The organism is Pseudosulfitobacter pseudonitzschiae (assembly GCF_900129395.1).
GTDB lineage: Bacteria > Pseudomonadota > Alphaproteobacteria > Rhodobacterales > Rhodobacteraceae > Pseudosulfitobacter > Pseudosulfitobacter pseudonitzschiae.
Map to the genome: position 1 here is coordinate 123,707 of NZ_FQVP01000006.1, position 19,866 is coordinate 143,572.

A 19,866-nucleotide genomic window follows, 5' to 3' on the forward strand; every position below is an offset into this window, starting at 1 on the left:
ACCGTGGCAGCCACCAGAGAGGCGGTTCTGACCGCGCTCAAGACCGTCAATGATCCGGCAACCGACACCGACATCGTCGCCAGCGGCGTGATGCGCGCCCTGAACGTCGATGCCAACGGCGCGGTGCGTTTCGTCATGGAAATCCCGCCCGCACTGGCCGACTCCTACGCGCAGGCCAAGGCACAGGCCGAGGCCGCGCTGGCGCAGGTCGATGGCATCGGCAAAGTGTCCATCGTGCTGACCGGCCACAGCGAAAAGGCCCCGCCGCCCGACCTGAAACCGCAACGCGCCGCCGAACCCAAAGGCCCGCAGAAAATCCCCGGCATCGACCGTATCCTGGCCGTCGCCTCGGGCAAGGGCGGCGTGGGCAAATCCACCGTATCCGCCAACCTGGCCTGCGCCCTGGCGCAACAGGGGCGGCGTGTCGGCCTGCTGGACGCCGATGTTTACGGCCCCAGCCAGCCGCGGATGCTGGGCGTGTCGGGGCGGCCCGCCTCGCCCGATGGTAAGACGATCCTGCCGATGCGCAACCACGGTGTCACGATGATGTCCATCGGCCTGATGACCAACGAGGATCAGGCCGTGGTCTGGCGCGGCCCGATGCTGATGGGCGCGCTGCAACAGATGATGACCCAGGTGCAATGGGGCGCGCTGGACGTGCTGATCGTCGACCTGCCCCCCGGCACCGGCGACGTGCAGATGACGCTGGCGCAAAAGGCGCAGGTGGACGGGGCGATCATCGTCTCGACCCCGCAGGACGTGGCGCTGCTGGACGCGCGCAAGGGCATTGATATGTTCAACCAGCTCAAGGTGCCGATCATCGGCATGATCGAAAACATGTCCACGCACATCTGCACCAACTGCGGCCACGAGGAACATGTGTTCGGCCACGGCGGCGTGGCGGCAGAAGCGGCCAAGATGGGCGTGCCCCTGCTGGCCGAGGTGCCGCTGGACCTGCAAATCCGTCTGGCCTCGGACGGCGGCGCGCCGATCACCGTCAGCCAGCCCGACAGCGCGCAGGCGGCCAGCTTTCAGGCCATCGCCCGCCAATTGATCGACGGCGGCCACGCATGACCGACACGCTGACCTTTCCGCCGCTGCTGTGGGGCGAGGCCGTGGCGGCGGATGCGTTCGAGCACGCCGCCATGCGCGCCGCCATGGGCTGTGACGCAGGGCTGGTGGTCTATGCGCTGGCCGGTCACGTGGTGCAGGCGGCATTGGTTTTTGCCCCCGAGGTGCCCTTGCGCGACGCCATGGCGATGCTGCCGCTGTGTGGCATCGGCTTTCAGAACGCATTGGGCGCGCTGGCCCCGCCCGAGATTGCCGTGCATCTGGATTGGGATGGCGGCATTCGCATCAACAACGCGGCGTGCGGGCGGTTCCGCTGCATCGCGTCCACCACCGACCCCGAGGCGGTGCCCGACTGGCTGGTCGTGGGGTTCACCCTGCCGCTGTATCCGCTCGACGATCCCGACCTTGCCGAAACCGGCCTGCGCCCGGATCAGACCGCGCTTTATGCCGAAGGTTGCGCGGAGGTGTCCCCGCCCGCACTGGTCGAGGCATGGGCGCGCCACAGCCTGCACTGGATCAACCGCTGGGACGGCGAGGGCGCAGCCCCCCTGCACAGCGAATGGCGCGGGCTGGCTTACGGCATCGGCGAAGCGACCACCCAGGACGGCAAGACCGGCACCTATCTTGGCGTCGACGAACGCTTTGGCCTGCTCTTGCGCGACGCCGACACCACCCACCTGATCCCGCTGACCGCTATATTGGAGCCCAGCCCGTGACCCAGCCCGACCTGCGCAAACTTGCCCGCGCGATCCATTTCGACGAAAGCGACACGAACGTGTTTTCCAGCCCTGCGCGCACCGGGGAATGGTGCGTGTCGGGCGGGTTCGAGTTTTCGGACTGGACCGACGGCGACCTGACCGGCAAGGCGCGACAGGCCTTTGCCAACGGCTGGCTGGGGCTGGAAACCTTTGGCCGCGTGACATTCGTCGCGGTGACGCAGGTAGAGCCGTCTGAGATTGCCACGCTGACCGACATGCTGGCGCAGCATTTCGTCACCTACTACGGCGCACCTGACGTGAACGCCGCCCGCCCCGTCGCCGCCGAGGAACTGGCGCAGATGATGGACATGTGCGCCGACCACGACGCCAACACCCTGCTGACCGTGGCGCGCGAACTGACCGACGCGGGCGTGCGCGAAAGCTTTCGCGTGATCCAGCCACAGGATGCCGGGCTGGAACAGTTCGCCATTCACGGCGACCTGCCGGAATAGCGCCACCGCGCCCCGTCACAGGGGCGCGATGTGTCACGGATGCGGGGTTATTCCGCCGCCTTGGCGTTGAACACGAACAGCGTTTCGCCGTTGATCTTGTAATCGTTGATCAACGTCGCAGCCCGTTCCGACACCAGCCACGCCTCAAGCTTGCCCGCCAGTTCGGTTTTGACATGGGCGTGCTTTTCAGGGTTCACGGGCAGATAGGCGTATTGGTTGAACAGCACCGGATCGCCCGCATACAGCAGTTCCAGATCGCCCTTGTTGCCAAAGTTCAGCCAGCTTGCGCGGTCCGACATGATATAGGCCGGAATGCCCGACGCGGTGTTCAGCGCGGCCCCCATGCCGGCACCGACGGCCTTGTACCAGTCACCAAACCCCGTGGAGTCCAGACCCGCCGCTTTCCACAGCGACAGCTCTTTCTTGTGCGTCCCGCTGTCATCGCCACGGCTGACGAAAGGCGCCTCGGCCTCGGCAATCGACGTCAGCGCGGTGGCGGCAGCATCGGCATCCTTGATGCCAGCGGGGTCGGCCTTGGGGCCGATGAACACGAAATCATTGTACATAATCTCGGTGCGATGTGTACCAAACCCGCCCTCGACGAACGCTTCTTCGGCCTTGCGCGAATGGACCAGAATGGCGTCAACGTCGCCCGCCTCGCCCAGTTTGATCGCCTGTCCGGTGCCGACGACCAGCAACTGAACCTCCAGGTCCAGATCCTTCTTGATCTCGGGCAACAGCACCTCGGCCAGTCCCGAGTTGTTGAACGACGTCGTCACCGCCATTTTCATCACGTCCGTCGCCTGTGCAGCGGTGCCGATGGCCAGCGCCGCCAGCGTCAATGCAAACCGTTTCATCATTCGACTATGTCTCCTCTTAGAAAGGCCCGCGCCTGTGGCGTTTCGGGCCGGTTGAAAAATGTCTCTGCCGGGCCGCTTTCATGGATGCGCCCGCCCAGCAGGAACAGCACCTGGTCCGCCAGCCGCCGTGCCTGCCCCATGTCGTGCGTGGACAGGATCAGCCGCGTGCCGGTGGATTTCGCATGTGTCAGAATCTCTTCGATCTCGCGGGTGGCGCGGCCATCCAGCGCGGCACAGGGTTCGTCCAGAAACAGCACTTTAGGCTCTGAAATCAGCGCCCGCGCCAGCGCCAGCTTTTGCTGCTCGCCCCCCGACAGGACGGGGGCGGCACGGTCCAGCATATCCGCCAGCCCCACCCGCGCGGCCCAGTCGCGCGCACGGTCGCGGGCTTGCGCCAAGGGCACCCCGCGCAGGCGCAGCGGATAGATCAGGTTCTGCAACACCGTGCGCCGCAGCATCACGGGCCGCTGGAACACAAACCCCTGATGGTGGCGCGCCTCGTCCGTCGGACAGGCCCAGTTGATCTGTCCCGCCGACAGCCGCGCGGTGCCGTGCAGCAGCCGCAGCAATGTCGTCTTGCCGGCACCGTTCGGCCCGACCACCACACAGGCGCCGGTTCCGTCCAGCGTCAGGTCGATCGGCCCCACCAGAACCTGCCCGCGCCTGCGGCTTTCGATGCCCTTGGCCGTCATCGGGAACAGTTGCATCACCAGCCCCCCTCGCGTTCGGTCCGGCCCAGCCAGTGGATCGCCAGATTGACCGCCACCGCCAGCCCGATCAGCACAAAGCCCAGGGCCAGCGCCAGCGCGAATTCACCCTTGCCGGTTTCCAGCGCAATCGCCGTGGTCAGCACCCGCGTGGCGTGGTCGATGTTGCCGCCCACGATCATGATCGCGCCCACCTCGCCAATCGCGCGGCCAAATCCGGCCAGCGCGGCGGTCAGCAAGGCGCGGCGGCAATCCCACAGAAGCGTGCGGATCTTTTGCCCCTGCGTGACGTTCATCGAGATCAGAAGATCATGATATTCCTGCCAAAGATCGCGGATCGACTGGTGCGCAATCGACGCGATCAGCGGCACGATGATGATGGTCTGGGCGATGATCATCGCCGTGGGCGTGAACAACAGCCCCATGACCCCCAACGGACCGGACCGCGACAGAAACACGTAAACGACCAGCCCCACCACCACCGGCGGCAGCCCCATCAGCGCGTTCAGGATGGCAATGACAAACCGCCGTGCACGGAACCGTTTCACCGCGACAAAGGCGGCCAGCGGCAGGGCGATGACACAGGCCACGGCCAGCGCGCTGAGCGTCACCCGGAGGGACCGCAGCGCGATCTCGACCAGCTCGGCGTCCAGCGTCACGACCAGCCAGAACGCTTGCGCCAGACCGCTCCATAAATCGACCATGCGAGACTGGCCCCCTCCCCCCGCAGTTGGGCGGGCCCAACCGTATTCGCGTGCAGAGTGTCAGGACATTTTGTCCAAGGCCAGCCCCGTGAGACACGATTGTCCCTGTCGCGGACAAGCTGTCCGCAGATTTTCATACGCCTTGCAGGTGGCTGGACAATTTGACCGCGCGGCCTGTCCGCTCAGCTTTCGGGACGCACCCGCGCGCCGGTCTTGTCGGCAAAAGCTTCGAGCCGCGCACGTGCTGCCGGTTGCGTGTTGACGATCCCCGCAACCACAGATTCGGCATAGGCGCCGTCCATCGCGGACATGTTGTTGATGTGGCTGATCGCCGAGCAAATGGCAAAATTGGTCAACGGCAGGTTTGCTGCCGCCTTGTCCGCAAGCGCGATGGCCTTGTCCAGGCTGGACCCGTCGACCAGATATTGCGCAAGGCCAAGATCTACCGCCTCTTGGCCCTGATAGACGCGGCCGGTCAGAACCATGTCGATCATCCGCGCCTTGCCGATCAGGTCGCTGACGCGGATCGTGGCACCGCCGCCGGTGAAAATGCCGCGCTGGCCTTCGGGCAGGGCGAAATAGGTGGACGCGTCGGCCACCCGCACATGGGCCGCACTGGCCAGTTCCAGACCGCCACCGACAACGGCCCCTTTCAACGCCGCAATCACCGGAACACCGCCGTATTCCATCTTGTTGAACGCCTCGTGCCAGCGCAGGCAGACGTGCATGAACTCATCGGGGCTGCGGTCGGCCTTCCAGTGTTCGATCAGGTCCAGACCGGCGCAAAAGTGGTCACCGGACCCGGCCAGCACGACGGCCCGCACGCCATTGCGATGGGCCGAGCTGAAAAACCGCACCAGCTCGTCAATGGTCGCCACGTCCAGCGCATTGCGCTTGTCTGCGCGGTCCAGTGTCACGATCACCACACCATTGTCGCGCAGCGCGATGTCCAGGTTGGTGTAATCGTCGAAATGCGAAGCGTCGAGCATGGCAAAGTCCTTTTTGGTTGAACGGGGCCGCGATCAAAGACCGGCCTATGCGTGCGCAAAGCCCCGTTTGAAGAGGTCAGGACGACAGATATGCCCAATGAAACAGTCAAACAATCTGAAAGTCCGCCTTGATCCGTGACGGCGCGTCAGTTTGGCCGACGGGTGCCTTTCGGCATTGTCATCAAGAGAAATAGCCCGTGTCGCCCCCGGCCTTGGCAAGGGCTGAAATCTCGCTTTCGCTGCTCGCGAAGGAGGTCACGAAACGCACCAGAGCCTCGTGCTCCAAGTCAATTTTGTCGGGCAGGATCGCGTCGGCGTACCATTCGGCAAAACCAATGCCTGCCGCAGCCAGTTGCGCGCAGACCGCGCGAGGCAGCACCGCAAAGACCTCGTTGGCCTGTGGTGGCATGGCGATCCGGGCCCCGTTGATCGCGGCCAGGGTCATTGCCAAAACCTGTGCCCGCGCATTCGCGTGACGTGCAAGATCCAGCCAGTGGTCATCGTGCAGCCATGCATTGAATTGCGCGCCCAGAAAGCGGCCCTTGGACAACAGATGACCGCTGCGCTTCATGCGGTCGGGAAAGCCGCGCGCCAGTGTCTTGTCAAAGAATATAACGGCCTCGGCGGCCATCGCCCCGTTCTTGGTTGCCCCCAGGCACAGCACATCGACCCCTGCGCGCGCAGAAATGTCAGCCGGATGACAGCCCAGATGCACCACGGCGTTGGCAAAACGGGCACCATCCATGTGAACGCGCAGCCCCGCATCCTGCGCAACGCCGCATAGGGCGTGCACTTCGGCGGGCGTATAGACCTGGCCGTTCTCGCTGGATTGCGCGATCGACAGGATCTGGGGGCGGATATTGTGCGGTCTGTCGTCGGGCATGGCGCGAAGGTGGGCGGCGACAGTATCCACGTCCAGCCGCGTGGCAAAGGGGGCGACAGGCATCAGGCGCATGCCACCTGTCAAAAGCTCGGGCGCGGTCGATTCATCGCGCAGCACATGCGCCTGATGATGGCACAGGATCGCCCCCCACGGATCGCCAAGCGCAGACAGGGCCAGGCAGTTTGCCGCCGTGCCCGAAGTGACAAAATAGGCAACAAGGTCGCAATCAAACACCTCGCGCAACTTGTCTTCTGCCTGCTTTGTGGCTTCATCTGTGCCGTAGGATGCGCCCTTTTGGCTGAATTCGTGCAACAGGGCTTGCAGCACGGCTGGCGATGCGCCGGATTGATTGTCGCTGCCAAAACTCATGACGGTCTGCTGCCTCCCTGCAGGTGCGTTGCGTCGTGATTATACTAAATGAGCAGTGTTGACAATTTGTATAGAAAGGATAGGTTGGACCCATGCGAAAAATCTTCAGAAACTATGTTCCCATCGCCGACAGCCTTGCAGCTTTGCTGAGCCCACATGCAGAGGTGGTTCTGCATGATCTGGAAACAGACACGGTGGCCTATATCGTCAATCCGATCTCGGGCCGCAAAGTTGGTGATCCGTCCGAAACGGCGATGGATGAAAATATCTCGCTCGATCTTGATGTGATGGGACCATATCCCAAGGTCAGCCGCGATCTGCACCGGATGAAATCGACAACCGCCGTTTTGCGGGACGAAAACGGTGCAGCGGCGGGGCTGTTTTGCGTGAACCTTGATGTCTCGCGCTTTGATGCCGCTGCCGAGATGTTGCAATCCCTGATCGGGATACCGGAACAGGCGGACCAACCGTCGGTCCTGTTCGAAACCGACTGGCGCGAGCAGATCAACACGCGCATCTATGATTTCTTGCGGGAACGGCGCACCTCGCTCGAGGCGATGACCCGCGACGAGCGCACGGAAATGATCCAGGCGCTGGATGCCAACGGCGCGTTCAGCATCCGCAATTCACCGACCTATGTTTCGCAGCTGTTGGGGATCTCGCGGGCGACCCTGTACAAGGCGATGCGCCCTGCCCGCGACAAGTCCAACGATCTGGGAAGCGGCCTGTGACACCCCGTTTGGTCTGGTCCGTTGCGCAAGACGACGCGGCACAACAGGCCGCCCGTGTCCTGCGCAATGACCATGGCCGTGCGGCCAGCCTGCTGCCGGCGGATGTCCGGGACTCGACCACCATCACCGCCACGATCAACGGCGCAGGGCCGCTGTTGCTGAAACTGGAAAACCTGCTGCCAACCGGGTCGTTCAAGGTGCGCGGTGCGATGACGACCGTGCAGGGCATCCCCGGTGTCCTGCCGGCGGTGCAGGGCGAGGTTTTCACCGCCTCATCGGGCAATCACGGGCTGGCGGTCGCCTATGCGGCGGCGCGCAATGGCCTGTCCGCAACCGTGGTTCTGCCCGAGGATGTGTCGCTGGCCAAATACGAAGTGGTGCGCCAGATCGCGACGCGCACCATCGTCTACGGCGCGGATTGCCTGAGTGCCGAGCGTCATGCGGCAAGCCTCGCCGCGCGCAACGGGGCCACGTATATTTCCCCCTACAACCACCTTGGCGTGCTGCTGGGCCATGCGACGATCGCGGCAGAGATCGTCCGGGACTATCCCGATGTTACGGATGTGTTTGTCTCGGTCGGCGGCGGCGGGCTGTATTCCGCGCTGGCCGTGGTGTTGCAGCACCTGCGGCCTGATATCCGCCTGCACGCCTGCTTTCCGCAGAATTCCGCGCCGCTCTACTGGCGCAAGGTGCCTGACGCCCTGCGCGCCCATGCGCCGACCCTTGCCAGCGCCGTGGCGGGCGAGATTGACCCCGATAGCATCACGATACCGCTGTCGCTGGACCGTCTGACCAGCGCCGTTACTTGCACCGAGGCCCAGATCGCAACCGCGATGAAACACCTGATGGCCGATTGCGGGCAGCGGGTCGAAGGGGCCGCCGCGCTGGCCGTCGCCGGATGGCAAAAGCTGTCGCAGACCCAAGTCATGCCGCGCCCGCTTGCCGTGGTGTGCGGCGGAAACATCACCGAAAGCCGCCACGCGAAAGCGCTGGGGCAGATCACCACGCCCTAGCGCGCAGCCCCTCAGGAGAGCCGGATGGAAACCGCAAACTATATTGATGGCAGTTTTGTCCCCGGACGCGGCGACGCGATCGAGCTGATCAATCCGCGCACCGGTGCGGGCATAGTCACCGTGCACTCCGCGAGCGCGGACCAGATCAACGCGGCGGTCATGGCGGCGCGGCGCGCCTTTCCGGCATGGTCCGAAACCACGCCATCCGACCGCGCCGCTCTGCTGTTGCAAATCGCCGACCGGATCGAGGCGGACGGCGACAGGCTGGCCGGGCTGGAGGCGCTGAACTGTGGCAAGCCGTTCCATTGCGTACGCGATGATGAAATCCCCGCCACCGCCGATTGCTTTCGCTTTTTCGCAGGCGCGATCCGGTCGATGACCGGTCCGTTGGCCGGGGAATACCTGGTTGGCCACACATCCTTTGTGCGCCGCGATCCGGTGGGGGTGGTCGCCGCGATTGCCCCCTGGAACTATCCGCTGATGATGCTGGCGTGGAAGCTGGCGCCCAGCCTTGCGGCGGGCAACACCGTGGTGCTGAAACCGGCCGAGCACACGCCGCTGACGGCGCTGCGTTTTGCCGCGCTGGTGGCTGACATCCTGCCCAAGGGCGTGCTGAGCATCCTGACCGGGGACGGCCCCGGCGTTGGGGCTACGCTGATCGGGCATCCGCAGGTCGACATGATCTCGTTGACCGGCGACGTGGGCACCGGCAAGGCCGTGCTGAGCGCCGCCGCGACCACGATCAAACGCACCCATCTCGAGCTGGGCGGCAAGGCCCCGGTGCTGGTCTTTGACGACGCGGATGTGGATGCGGCGGTCGATGCGGTTCGCAACTTCGGCTTTTACAACGCCGGTCAGGATTGCACCGCAGCCTGTCGCGTCTATGCGCAAAGCGGGATTCACGATGTCTTTGCGCAAAAGCTGTCGGAGGCGGTCAAAACCCTGCGCTATGACAATGCCGATGATAGCGAGAACGAGATTCCCCCGCTGATCACGGCGAAACAGCGCGACCGTGTCGACGGCTTTGTCCAGCGTGCCCGTGCGCGCGAAGGGGTGAGGGTGCTGTGCGGCGGTGCGGTGGGCGAAGGCAAGGGTCACTATTACCAGCCGACAGTGATCACCAATGTCACCCAAGACGATGAGATCGTGCGCAAAGAGGTGTTTGGCCCCGTGGTGACAGTCGTGCGCTTTGACGACGAGGCGCAGGCGATGGGCTGGGCCAATGACACCGATTATGGGCTGGCCTCGTCCGTCTGGACCCGCGATGTGTCGCGGGCGATGCGGGTGGCGAAAGGGCTGCGGTTTGGCTGCACCTGGGTGAACACCCACTTTATGCTGGTCAACGAAATGCCCCATGGCGGGCTGAAGGCCTCGGGCTATGGGCGGGATATGTCCTTGCATGCGCTTGAGGATTACACGGCAATCCGGCACATCATGATCGCGCATTAGGATGTCTTCGCATGACCCCTTCCTGCCGGATTGGTCGTATGGGCTGCCCCGTTGGCTGGACCCCCAGCGCGAGGAGCAACCGCAGGATATTCCCAACGCGCCCGCCGCCAGCCTGCTGGCACTGATGGCAAAGCTGGGCAGTTCGGGCCCGCAGGTTGATCCGACCACATTGCCCGCCGCCCAAGGCCGTGCCCTGGCCGCGACGCGTGCGCAGATCTGGAACACGGACCTGCCCCCGATGCAGCGCCACGAATATGTGGTGCCCCCCGCCCGCGCCGACGCCGCGCCCTGTCGTGTGGTCGTGCTGACGCCGCCGAATGCTGCGCCGGGCGCGAACCTGATGATCCCCGGCGGCGGCTTTGCCTTTGGTGCGCCTGAAACCGACGAACACGCCGGACGGTGTCTGGCGCAGGATGCCGGGATGACCGTTGTCTTGCCCGATTATCGCAAAGCGCCCGAAGACCCGTTTCCCGCAGGGCTGCTTGATGTGGCCAGCGTCTATCTGACCCTTGCCACGCATCCTGACACCATCGGGTGCACCGCGGGTCCGGTGGTCGTGGGTGGCGATTCCGCCGGTGCCAACCTTGCCATCGCAACCCTGTTGCTGGAGCCGCAGACCCCCGCTGCAGGATTGCTGCTGTACTACGGCATGTTCGCGCCGGGGCGGCAGCGGGCCTCGCACCTGCGCTTTGCGGATTATCCCGGTTTCACTGCGGGCAAGTTGCAGCGCTACACCGAATGGTATCTGCCCGACCCGGCCCGGCGCAGCGATCCGTTGGCCGCGCCGCTTCTGGCCGGCGATGCGGCGTTGGCCGCGCTGCCGCCGGTCCACATCCTTGGCGCTGAAACGGACCCGCTTCTGTCGGACAGCCTGGCCCTGTGGCGCAGGCTTTTGGCGCTGGGGCATTCCGTGCGGCTGGACGTGGTACCGGGGATGCCCCACGGGTTTTTGCAGATGTCACAGCATCTGCAGGACGCGCGACAAGCCCTGAGCTTGTGCGGGCGTGTCGCGCGGGATTTTGCCTCAGGTCTGTGACAGCTGCCGCGCCAGCGCGGTCCAGTAGGCGATGCCGTGCGGGATGGCGTCGTCGTTGAAATCATAGGTCGGCGCGTGCAACGCATCGCCCCCTGCGCCCTTTTCAACGCCATTGCCGATCAACATGAACGAGCTGGGCAAGGCCTGTGTCAGATCCGAGAAATCCTCGGCTCCCGTGGTCATCGGGGCTTCGTTCAGATCGCGCCCCAGGGTTTCGACTGCCGTGCGGGCAATCTCGGTGGCCTCGGGATCGGTGACCAGCGGGCGGGCTTCCCATACCGCTTTGACCTTGGCATCACAGCCGTTGAGCAGCGCGACCCGCTCTGCGAGATCGTTCAGCGCGGTCTCAATCAGGGTGCAGTTGTCCTGGGTAAAGCACCGCATGGTTCCGGTCGCCTTGACCCGCGCGGGCATCACGTTCGAGGCGTTCTCGTTGCCACCTTGAACCGACCCCAGTGTCAGTACGATCGGGTCAAGCGGTGAGAACCCGCGCCGGATCACCGTCTGCAAACCGATGGTGAATTCGGCCAGCGCCAGTGTCAGATCGGCGGCCAAATGTGGCCTGCCGCCGCCATGTCCGCCCATCCCCGTAAACACCACCGAAAAGATGCCCGAGGCGGCCATCATCGGGCCAGAGCGCGTCGCGAAGGTACCCACAGGCAGGCCCGGCGCATTGTGCAGACCAAAGGCCGTGCCGCAGGGAAAGCGTTTCAGCAACCCGTCGTCGATCATACGCTGCGCGCCGCAATAGCGTTCTTCGGCGGGCTGGAACACGAAATGGATGTCGCGGGTGACCGACGGATCGTCCGCCAACGCCCGTGCCGCGCCCAGCAGCATCGCCGTGTGACCGTCATGGCCGCAGGCATGCATCACCCCGGCGTTGCGCGAGGTATGCGCCACGCCCGAGGTTTCTTCGATGGCAAGCGCATCCATATCGGCGCGGAACATGACCGCCGGGCGATTTCCACCGCGTCGCAAGCTGCCCACGACCCCGTGGCCGCCGATGCCACGGGTCACCTCCAGCCCGCTTTCCTCCAGGTGGCGCGCCACGATATCGGCCGTGCGCGCCTCCTCCAGCGACAATTCGGGGTGCGCGTGCAGATCGCGCCGGACCTCTGTCATAGCGCCGCAAAGCGCTTTGAAATTGGGCGAAAAAGTCATTTGGCGTCCTTTTTAACGTTTCGTCACGAAGTTTCTCCAGAAGAATTATACACTTTGTATAGTCTTGACAATTAATAAACATGGGTGCAGCTTTGCCCCATGCCGAAATTTGTAGATGGCACAAGCTTATCAGGTTCCGGGAAGGGGAATGGATGCTCGACACTTTGGCGATGTTCGGTTTCGGACCCGAAGGCTGGGGGCCCGCCATGCTGCGCGCTGCGGCCAACACCGTGGCCGTCGCCGCGGCGGGGTTTGCGCTGGGTGGAGGTCTGGGCATTCTCGTGGCCTGGGCAAAGATCGCAGGCAACGCGCCGCTGCGCTGGTTGGCGGCGGCCTATACAACCGTTCTGCGCGGCATTCCCGACCTGCTGGTGATCTACCTGTTCTATTTCGGCTCGGGCCTGCTGCTGACGCCGATTGCAAATATGTTCGGGGTCGAAGGCTTTGTGTCCTTTCCGGGGTTCGTGGCGGGCATGGGGGCCATCGGCGTCGTCTCCGGTGCCTATCACGCCGAGGTCATTCGCGGCGCTTTCTATTCGGTCAAGGCCGGAGAGCTTGAGGCCGCAACCGCGATGGGCATGCCACGCCTGTTGAAATTCCGCCGCATCACCCTGCCGCTGGTCACGCGTCACGCGCTGCCGGGGCTGGGCAATGTCTGGCAGATGGTGCTGAAGGAATCCGCGCTGATTTCCGTGACCGGACTGGTGGAAATCATGCGTCAGGCGCAAATCGGGTCCAGCTTCACCCGCCAGCCCTTCACCTTTTACTTTGCCGCCGGTGTGCTGTTTCTGGCCATCACCATCCTCAGCGGGCTGATCTTCAACCGGTTGGAACACCGCTATTCCAGGGGAAGGGCCTGAGCCATGGACTTTGAATTTCTCGGCCAGACCTTTTTGAAACTGTTGCCCGGCATTCCCGTGACGCTTGAGCTTGCCACGGTGTCCCTGCTTTTGGGGGCCTGTCTGGCGCTGGTCTTTGCGGTCATCCGCGTGCGCCGGATCAGGCCGTTGAACTGGCTGGTGATCGGCTATGTCTATGTGTTCCGCGGGACGCCGCTGTTGGTGCAGCTGTTCATCATCTACTACGGGCTGGCGCAATTCCCCGAGATCCGCAACAGCTTTGCCTGGACCTATCTGCGCGAACCCTATTGGTGTGCGCTGCTGGCCCTGGTGCTGAACACAGCCGCCTATGGCTCCGAGATCCTGCGCGGCGCGTTGTTGTCGGTGCCACGCGGTCAGATCATGGCGGCGCAGGCCTGTGGCATGTCAGGCCTCTTGCTGTTCCGTCGCATCAGTTTTCCAATCGCCCTGCGCCAGGCCCTGCCCGCCTATGGCAACGAATTTATCCTGATGATCAAGGCAACCTCGCTGGCTTCATTGGTCACGCTGGCCGATGTCACCGGCATTGCCGCCCGGATCATCGCGGAAACCTATCGCCCCGTAGAAGTCTTTGTCGCCGCCGGCACGATCTATCTGACCATCTGCTATGGCCTGATCCTGCTGGTGCGCCTGGCTGAAACCCGACTGAACCCCGATCAACGCGACCCTGCCCCCGTGGCGCGTGTCGGTGCGGCCCGAAAGGAAGTGACCCCGTGAACCAGATGACCCCGCCCACGCAACCCGATCCCATCCAGCCCTCTGCCGTTTCCGTGCGTGGCCTGCGCAAGCGCTATGGTGCGCTTGAAGTGCTCAAGGGCATCGACTTTGACGCGCGCCGTGGCGAAGTGGTGTCCATCCTCGGGTCGTCCGGGTCCGGCAAGTCCACCTTGTTGCGGTGCATCAACATGCTGGAAATCCCCGAAGCCGGCACCGTCACCGTCGATGGCACCGAAATTGCACTGGTGGCCCAACGCGGCGGTGGGCGGCGTCCTGCGGACGCGCGCGCCATGGACCGGATGCGCGCGCGGATCGGCATGGTTTTTCAGGACTTTAACCTGTGGTCCCACAAGACCGTGCTGGGCAACGTGATCGAGGCCCCCACCCACGTCCAGAAACGGCCCCGCGCCGATTGCATCGCCGAAGCACGGGCGCTGCTGGACAAGGTGGGTATTGCGGACAAGGCCGACCAATACCCCGCGCGCCTGTCCGGTGGCCAGCAACAGCGTGCGGCCATCGCGCGCGCCCTTGCCATGAACCCGACCGTCATGCTGTTCGACGAGCCGACCTCGGCGCTTGATCCCGAACTGGTCGGTGAGGTGCTGCGGGTGATCCGGGCGTTGGCCGAAGAAGGGCGGACCATGCTGATCGTCACCCATGAAATCAACTTTGCCCGCGACATCTCGGACACCGTTGTCTTCATGAACGAAGGCGTCATCGAGGAATCCGGCCCGCCCGAAGAGGTCTTTGCGCCCGGCAACAACACCCGCCTCGCGCGGTTCATCGAGGGGTAAACGCCCCCGAAAACCGGCCCCGCCACGAAGGGCCGACCCAACACTGGAGGAGACCAACATGAAACTGATGCACCTGAAGCGCGGCACCGCTGCTGTTTTAATGGCGCTCTGCGCGCACGCGTTCCTGCCTGCACAAGCGCAGGCACAGGAGAAATCCTGGGACACGATCCGCATCGCGACCGAGGGGGCCTTTCCTCCGTTCAATTTGACCAGACAGGACGGCACCCTGGACGGCTATGATGTCGATCTGTCCAACGCCCTGTGCGAACGGATGAAGGCAAAGTGCACCATCATCGCCCAGCCGTGGGACGGGATCATCCCGGCGTTGAACGCAGGCAAATACGACGCGATTGTCGCGGCCATGTCGGCCAACCCCGAACGGGCCAAGGTCGTGTCGTTCACCACGCCCTATGCCGCTGGTGGTCTGACGTTTATCACCAGCAAGGACAACAGCCTGGCCGATGTTCCTTATGTCGATACGCTGATCCGGCTGGACGACGCCAAGGATGCAGACAGCCTGAAGGACGCCCTGGCCGAGCTGAACACGGTTTTTGCAGGCAAGGTCGCGGGGCTTCAGGCCTCGACCATCGCGACCGAGTTCTTTCACGCCTATCTGCCGGACGTGGAAATCCGCGAATACAAGGGCAACGAGGCCGAACTGGACCTGGCGGCGGGACGGGTCGACTTGATCATGGCGTCGCTGATGTATCTCAGTGATCTGGTCAAACAGGAAGGCAAGGAAAACCTTGTGCTGTTCGGACCTCGCTTTGGTGGCGGCCTGTTGGGTCAGGGGGCCGCTATCGCGGTGCGGCAAGAGGATGATGCCCTGCGTGAAAAACTGGACGCGGCATTGGAAGAGTTGAAAGCCGATGGCACCGTGAAAGAGATTTCAATGAAATGGTTCGGTTTTGATGTGACACCCTGACCGTCTGGCGCAGGATCACTGCGCCCGCAAGACGGAACCCTCAGGCCGATTGCTCCCGCGCCCCTGCTGCCCGCACGGTGTCACGCAGCACGTCGAAGAACGCGCGCAGGTGGGGCTGGCGCAAGGCCTGGGGGCGCGTCACCAGGAACACATCCATCGGCGGCAACGCGACCGCGCCAAAGGGTTGCACAAGGCCCGCTGACAAGAGGTCAGGCAGCACGGCAACGCCGTAGCCGCTGGCGCAGGCCTGCAATTGCGCCGCGAAGGAAGAGACCCGAAAGCGTGAGGATACGAAGCCTGCGGCGCGGGCGCTGCGCAGATGGGCACCCTGATCAAAGGGCGGCGACAGGTCGATCATCGCGGCGTCGCCCGGCGTGGCATTCGCGGGCAGGCGACGGGCATAGTCCGCTGCGCAATAGACACCAAAGGACAGCGCGGCGACCTTGCTGTAAATCAGCGACGGCTCGCCCAGGTGCACGGTACGCACGGCAATGTCGACCCCGCCGCGCGCGACCTTGGTCAGCGTCGAGTCGACCAGCAGATCGACGGTGCATCGCGGATGCATTTCGATATAGCGGTCGATCGCCTGTGTCAGCACGGGGACAAATCCGTCACCCGCCGTCACGGTGACCCCGCCAGACAATGCCCCGTCCTGTGCCAGCGTCTGCCGTTGCAGATCGCGTTCGAGGTTTTCGGCGGTTGCGGCCAGCGCCGCGCCCCGGGCCGTCAGGCGCAGGCCGTCAACGCCGCGCTCGACCACCGGTTCGCCGATCTCCTTCTCCAGCCGGGTGATGCGCCGGGACAGGGTCGAGGCGGCCATGTCCAGCACCGCCCCGGCCTGAAGAAAGCTGCCCCGCCGCGAGATGGCGAGCAGCACGCGAAGATCGTCCCAATCGGTCATGCCCCATTTTGCATAAACGCAAAGCAGAAGTCCATTGGTGGCTGTTCTTGCAATGCGCTGCTTGGCCTATCCTGACCGTGAAAAGGAGACCAAGATGCAGATACCTTTCAACTTTACCGAACGGGCCAGCGCCGCGTTCAACGATCGCGACCTTGACGCGTTGCTCGGGCTGATGTCCGAGGATTTTCACTTTGTCGATCCGATGGGCGAAACCACCGGACGCGCGGCCACCCGTGCCCGCGAAGAGGCGTTGTTCGCCGCCTTTCCTGATATCAGGGTTGAGATGTCCCCGGTGGTCTGGATCGCGCGCCATCTGGCGATGACGGCTGTGTTTACCGGTACGTTCACCGGCGACTTTGCCATCGGCGGCCACCTGATCCCGCCAAGCGGAGCGCCGTTCCAATTCCGGTTTGCAGGGTTTTTCACCTTTGACGACCACCATGCCACCCGCGAAGAGGTCTTTTACGACAGGGTCGCGCTGATGCAGGCGCTTGGTCAGGGTGCGGGGTGAGATGATGCGTGACACGAAAATTGCCTTTGTGACAGGTGCCACCGGGCTGTTGGGCAACAACCTGGTCCGTACGCTTCTGGCAGAAGGGGTACAGGTGCGGGGGCTGGCGCGCTCCGCTGAAAAGGCGCGGCAGCAGTTCGGCGATTTGGCGGGGCTTGAGATCGTCGAGGGCGATATGGAGGATGTGGCGGGCTTTGCCAGCGCACTGGAGGGATGCGACACGCTGTTCCATACGGCGGCCTATTTCCGCGACAGCTATTACGGTGGCCGCCACTGGGCCAAGCTGAAGGCGATCAACGTCGATGCGACCGGGCGGCTGCTGATCGCGGCGCATCAGGCCGGTATCCGGCAGATCGTGCACACCAGTTCGATTGCCGTGGTGGACGGCAAGAAAGGGCAGGTCGTGGACGAAACCATGAAACGCCCCGCAAAGGGCGCGGACGACTACTATCGGTCCAAGATCCTGTCGGACCGGACGGTCATGGCGCATCTGTACCGGCATCCCGAAACCTTTGGCGTTTTCGTGATGCCGGGCTGGATGCACGGGCCGGGTGACCGGGGGCCGACGGCAGCGGGGCAATTCACGCTGGATTTCATGCGGGGCAAACTGCCGGGCATCCCGCCCGCGACCTTTGCCTTTGTCGATGCGCGTGACGTGGCGCAGGCCGAGCTTCTGGCTTTGCGCCAAGGACGGCGGGGCGATCATTACCTGGCCGCCGGACGGCATGTCGCGATGGCGGATCTGATGCAACTCTACCAGGGGGTCACCGGAGTGGCCGCGCCAAAGCGCAAGATACCGGCGGCGGCGTTGTGGATCATCGCGGGGATACAAGAGGCCATCGCCCGTCTGACAGGCCGTCCCGCCCTGCTCAGCCTTGCCGCGGTGCGCAACATGCGCAACGAATTCGAACACAGCCGGTTCGATCCGACCAAGGCGCAGGCCGAGCTGGGGCTGTCGTTTCGCCCGATGGAGGAAACCATCGCCGACGAAGTTGCGTGGTATCGTGTCAACGGAATGCTGCCCGCACCGGCGACCGAGGCCCGACGCCGATCCAGGCCCTGAACGGATCGGGATTTGAACGCAGGAAACGGATATTCCGGCGTTGCGCAGTCATGACACTTTCCCGTCGTTACCGGCCTGAACCGGAACGGACGCAACAATGGAGAACGTGTCATGGAACTGGAAAACAAGACGATCATCATCACCGGCGCAAGCAGCGGCATCGGTGCGGCGGCGGCCGAACTCTTTGCATCCGAGGGGGCCAATGTGATCCTTGGTGCGCGGCGGGAAACTGAACTTGAAACAGTTTCCGCGCGTATCAAAGCGAACGGTGGCAACGCCGTGTTCCTGGCCGGTGATGTGCGGGACGAAGGCTTTGCCGACGCCCTGGTACAGCTGGCCGTCAAGGAATTCGGAGAACTGGACGGCGCGTTCAACAACGCGGGCATCCTGGGTGAAATGGGGCCCATTCCCGATATGGACCTGAACGACTGGAACCAGGTCATGTCGGTCAACCTGACTGCGGCGTTCCAGGCTGCCAAGGCGCAGATTCCCGCGCTGCGGAAGACCGGCGGCGGTTCGATGGTCTTCACCTCGTCCTTTGTCGGTTTCAGCAATGGCGGCATGCCGGGGATGGGCGCCTATGCGGCATCCAAGGCCGGTCTGAACGGGCTGGTCCAGTCGCTTGCGTCGGACCATGCGGCCGAGGGTATCCGCGTCAACGCCCTGCTGCCCGGCGGTACGATTACCCCTGTGAACGGAGAGCAGGATTCCGACACTCTGGCGTACATCGCGGGTCTTCACCCGATGAAACGCATGGCGGATGCACGGGAGATCGCGCAGGCGGCGCTTTTCCTGCTTTCCGACAGGTCGAGCTTTGTGACCGGAACACCGCTGGCCGCTGATGGTGGCATGGCCGTCCGGCTGACCTGATCCCGCGCAATTGCCCCGGGGCGCAGGTCCGCCCTGGGGCACCCCCCCTCCTGCGCCGAGTTGGCGAAACCGTCATTCAGGGACAACAGCGCCCCATGGCACGCTGTCACGCCGCTTGCGGCCAGAAGGAGAGCAACAGCGCCGCCTCGACCAGCTTTCCCGTCTCTTCCAGAGCCATATCCCGGATACCATGGCCGCGCAGGGCCTCGACGGTTCTGAACAGGTAATCCGCAGCCGACCCCCAACTGCCGGCGGCGGTCGCCAACCGTTCCAGACGCGCCCGTTGCGAAAGCTTTCCGGCATAGTGCCGGTGGTTTTGGTCGATGGTAAAGGTAAGGGCCTGTCCAAAAGCCGCATCGTCGCCATCCAGGACCTCGACCCATTGCGGAACATAGCCGCCAAGCAGCATCTCACGCTGCCACAACAGTGGGAGTTCGGAAGCGAGATCGCTTTCGCTCAGGCGAAAGGCGATGCCCCGGCAGGTGCCGCCACGATCCAGCCCCAATGCCAATCCCGGGCGCGCCGCTGTCCCGCGCCCCGCCGTCATGGACAGGCAAAAGGCCCGGTGCCAGCCTGTGACCGTTGCAACCCGGCTTTCCGCGATCTTCATCGCGGGGTTCCAGATCAGCGACCCATATCCGAACACCCAGAGATCGCCGGGCGGGCGATGCTTCAGAAAGGCATCCAGCGATGCTGCACGTGTCACTTCGGACGGAAACGACCCGTCCGGATCGTCACACCTCGCAAGAGCGACCGCGCCACCGGTTTCGAGAAACGCGCGCGTCAGTACCGGTGCCGCGGTTTCATCGGTGTCTGGGCGGCGCGGACGCGAATCTGCACGCGCTGCGGACAAGGGTCGGGGAAGGGATGAGCGATCTGACATCGGGCAGACTGTGTTGGTTGTCGATGTCACGGGTATGGGTGCAGAGACATCTGCGATCACTCCGTTCCTTGCCCCGGAACCCGGCTTTGCCAGACCGGCCAGCGCCGCGCCGCCCCGGTTGATGAATGCGCAAGGAACGGA

The 19,866-nt window shown here is 64.0% G+C and carries 22 protein-coding genes; 14 read left to right on the forward strand and 8 right to left on the reverse strand.

The features are described from left to right. Positions 1-3: 3 nt before the first annotated feature. From BUC08_RS17930 to BUC08_RS17940, 3 genes are read left to right on the forward strand one after another with little or no spacing between them, the layout of a single operon-like run. A complete protein-coding gene (locus BUC08_RS17930) occupies positions 4-1,074 on the forward strand; it encodes an Mrp/NBP35 family ATP-binding protein (RefSeq protein ID WP_037927613.1) in 1,071 nt (356 codons plus the stop codon). Beyond that, positions 1,071-1,787, forward strand: a complete 717-nt coding sequence (locus tag BUC08_RS17935; protein WP_037927610.1) for a biotin/lipoate--protein ligase family protein — start codon at positions 1,071-1,073, stop codon at positions 1,785-1,787. Before BUC08_RS17930 ends, BUC08_RS17935 begins: the two co-directional genes overlap by 4 nt. Next, a complete protein-coding gene (locus BUC08_RS17940) occupies positions 1,784-2,281 on the forward strand; it encodes a DUF6505 family protein (RefSeq protein WP_037927607.1) in 498 nt (165 codons plus the stop codon). The genes BUC08_RS17935 and BUC08_RS17940 overlap by 4 nt, the downstream gene beginning before the upstream one ends. A 47-nt stretch (positions 2,282-2,328) precedes the next feature. Here the strand turns inward: BUC08_RS17940 and BUC08_RS17945 are convergent, their stop codons facing one another. The 5 genes from BUC08_RS17945 to BUC08_RS17965 all read right to left on the reverse strand — a co-directional run bounded on the left by BUC08_RS17945 (position 2,329) and on the right by BUC08_RS17965 (position 6,793). Beyond that, positions 2,329-3,138 (reverse strand): ABC transporter substrate-binding protein, encoded by an 810-nt coding sequence (locus tag BUC08_RS17945; protein WP_037927766.1) that lies wholly within the window; start codon positions 3,136-3,138, stop codon positions 2,329-2,331. Continuing rightward, positions 3,138-3,848 (reverse strand): ATP-binding cassette domain-containing protein, encoded by a 711-nt coding sequence (locus BUC08_RS17950; protein ID WP_037927605.1) that lies wholly within the window; start codon positions 3,846-3,848, stop codon positions 3,138-3,140. Before BUC08_RS17950 ends, BUC08_RS17945 begins: the two co-directional genes overlap by 1 nt. Then, a complete protein-coding gene (locus BUC08_RS17955) occupies positions 3,848-4,552 on the reverse strand; it encodes an ABC transporter permease (protein WP_037927602.1) in 705 nt (234 codons plus the stop codon). Before BUC08_RS17955 ends, BUC08_RS17950 begins: the two co-directional genes overlap by 1 nt. Before the next feature lie 182 nt (positions 4,553-4,734). Further along, a complete protein-coding gene (dmdD, locus tag BUC08_RS17960; protein ID WP_037927599.1) occupies positions 4,735-5,541 on the reverse strand; it encodes a methylthioacryloyl-CoA hydratase in 807 nt (268 codons plus the stop codon). 181 nt (positions 5,542-5,722) lie between these two features. After that, entirely contained in the window at positions 5,723-6,793 is a 1,071-nt protein-coding gene (locus BUC08_RS17965) for a threonine aldolase family protein (RefSeq protein WP_037927596.1), read from the reverse strand. 92 nt (positions 6,794-6,885) lie between these two features. On the opposite strand from BUC08_RS17965, the gene BUC08_RS17970 reads away from it, so the two are divergent. The 4 genes from BUC08_RS17970 to BUC08_RS17985 are packed head-to-tail and all read left to right on the forward strand — an operon-like array spanning position 6,886 to position 11,022. Next, positions 6,886-7,524, forward strand: a complete 639-nt coding sequence (locus BUC08_RS17970; protein WP_037927594.1) for a helix-turn-helix transcriptional regulator — start codon at positions 6,886-6,888, stop codon at positions 7,522-7,524. Next, complete coding sequence (locus BUC08_RS17975) at positions 7,521-8,537, forward strand: pyridoxal-phosphate dependent enzyme (protein ID WP_081855410.1); 1,017 nt, start codon at positions 7,521-7,523, stop codon at positions 8,535-8,537. The genes BUC08_RS17970 and BUC08_RS17975 overlap by 4 nt, the downstream gene beginning before the upstream one ends. Before the next feature lie 24 nt (positions 8,538-8,561). Next, positions 8,562-9,986 (forward strand): gamma-aminobutyraldehyde dehydrogenase, encoded by a 1,425-nt coding sequence (locus tag BUC08_RS17980; RefSeq protein WP_037927591.1) that lies wholly within the window; start codon positions 8,562-8,564, stop codon positions 9,984-9,986. Between the two features lies 1 nt (position 9,987). Further along, complete coding sequence (locus tag BUC08_RS17985; RefSeq protein WP_051694501.1) at positions 9,988-11,022, forward strand: alpha/beta hydrolase fold domain-containing protein; 1,035 nt, start codon at positions 9,988-9,990, stop codon at positions 11,020-11,022. Here the strand turns inward: BUC08_RS17985 and BUC08_RS17990 are convergent. Further along, positions 11,011-12,183 (reverse strand): amidohydrolase, encoded by a 1,173-nt coding sequence (locus BUC08_RS17990; protein ID WP_037927588.1) that lies wholly within the window; start codon positions 12,181-12,183, stop codon positions 11,011-11,013. The two genes, BUC08_RS17985 and BUC08_RS17990, sit on opposite strands and share 12 nt — an antisense overlap. Positions 12,184-12,335: 152 nt before the next feature. Between BUC08_RS17990 and BUC08_RS17995 the strand changes: the two genes are divergently transcribed. Genes BUC08_RS17995 through BUC08_RS18010 form a run of 4 tightly spaced genes read left to right on the forward strand, consistent with a single transcriptional unit; the run spans position 12,336 to position 15,497 of the window. Then, positions 12,336-13,043 carry an ABC transporter permease gene (locus BUC08_RS17995; protein WP_037927585.1) on the forward strand — a complete coding sequence of 236 codons (708 nt, stop codon included), beginning with the start codon at positions 12,336-12,338 and terminating at the stop codon, positions 13,041-13,043. A 3-nt stretch (positions 13,044-13,046) separates the two neighbouring features. Beyond that, positions 13,047-13,778: an ABC transporter permease gene (locus BUC08_RS18000; RefSeq protein WP_037927583.1), complete on the forward strand. Its 732-nt coding sequence runs from the start codon at positions 13,047-13,049 to the stop codon at positions 13,776-13,778. 5 nt (positions 13,779-13,783) lie between these two features. Then, complete coding sequence (locus BUC08_RS18005) at positions 13,784-14,572, forward strand: ABC transporter ATP-binding protein (protein ID WP_037927758.1); 789 nt, start codon at positions 13,784-13,786, stop codon at positions 14,570-14,572. Positions 14,573-14,630: 58 nt separating this feature from the next. Further along, positions 14,631-15,497: a transporter substrate-binding domain-containing protein gene (locus BUC08_RS18010; RefSeq protein WP_037927580.1), complete on the forward strand. Its 867-nt coding sequence runs from the start codon at positions 14,631-14,633 to the stop codon at positions 15,495-15,497. A gap of 40 nt (positions 15,498-15,537) precedes the next feature. On the opposite strand, the gene BUC08_RS18015 is transcribed toward BUC08_RS18010, so the two are convergent. Continuing rightward, positions 15,538-16,398 (reverse strand): LysR family transcriptional regulator, encoded by an 861-nt coding sequence (locus BUC08_RS18015; RefSeq protein ID WP_037927577.1) that lies wholly within the window; start codon positions 16,396-16,398, stop codon positions 15,538-15,540. A 94-nt stretch (positions 16,399-16,492) separates the two neighbouring features. On the opposite strand from BUC08_RS18015, the gene BUC08_RS18020 reads away from it, so the two are divergent. The 3 genes from BUC08_RS18020 (at position 16,493) to BUC08_RS18030 (ending at position 18,842) form a co-directional block, all read left to right on the forward strand. Then, the gene (locus BUC08_RS18020) at positions 16,493-16,909 is read left to right on the forward strand and encodes an ester cyclase (RefSeq protein ID WP_037927756.1); all 417 of its coding nucleotides are present in this window, start codon (positions 16,493-16,495) and stop codon (positions 16,907-16,909) included. A gap of 4 nt (positions 16,910-16,913) precedes the next feature. Continuing rightward, the gene (locus BUC08_RS18025; protein WP_200796214.1) at positions 16,914-17,972 is read left to right on the forward strand and encodes an SDR family oxidoreductase; all 1,059 of its coding nucleotides are present in this window, start codon (positions 16,914-16,916) and stop codon (positions 17,970-17,972) included. Between the two features lie 111 nt (positions 17,973-18,083). Beyond that, positions 18,084-18,842, forward strand: coding sequence for an SDR family oxidoreductase (locus BUC08_RS18030; protein ID WP_037927571.1), 759 nt, complete (start codon positions 18,084-18,086; stop codon positions 18,840-18,842). A gap of 106 nt (positions 18,843-18,948) precedes the next feature. Here BUC08_RS18030 and BUC08_RS18035 read toward each other — a convergent pair whose 3' ends face one another. Next, positions 18,949-19,548: a gamma-glutamylcyclotransferase gene (locus BUC08_RS18035; RefSeq protein WP_211254185.1), complete on the reverse strand. Its 600-nt coding sequence runs from the start codon at positions 19,546-19,548 to the stop codon at positions 18,949-18,951. Positions 19,549-19,866: the final 318 nt, after the last annotated feature.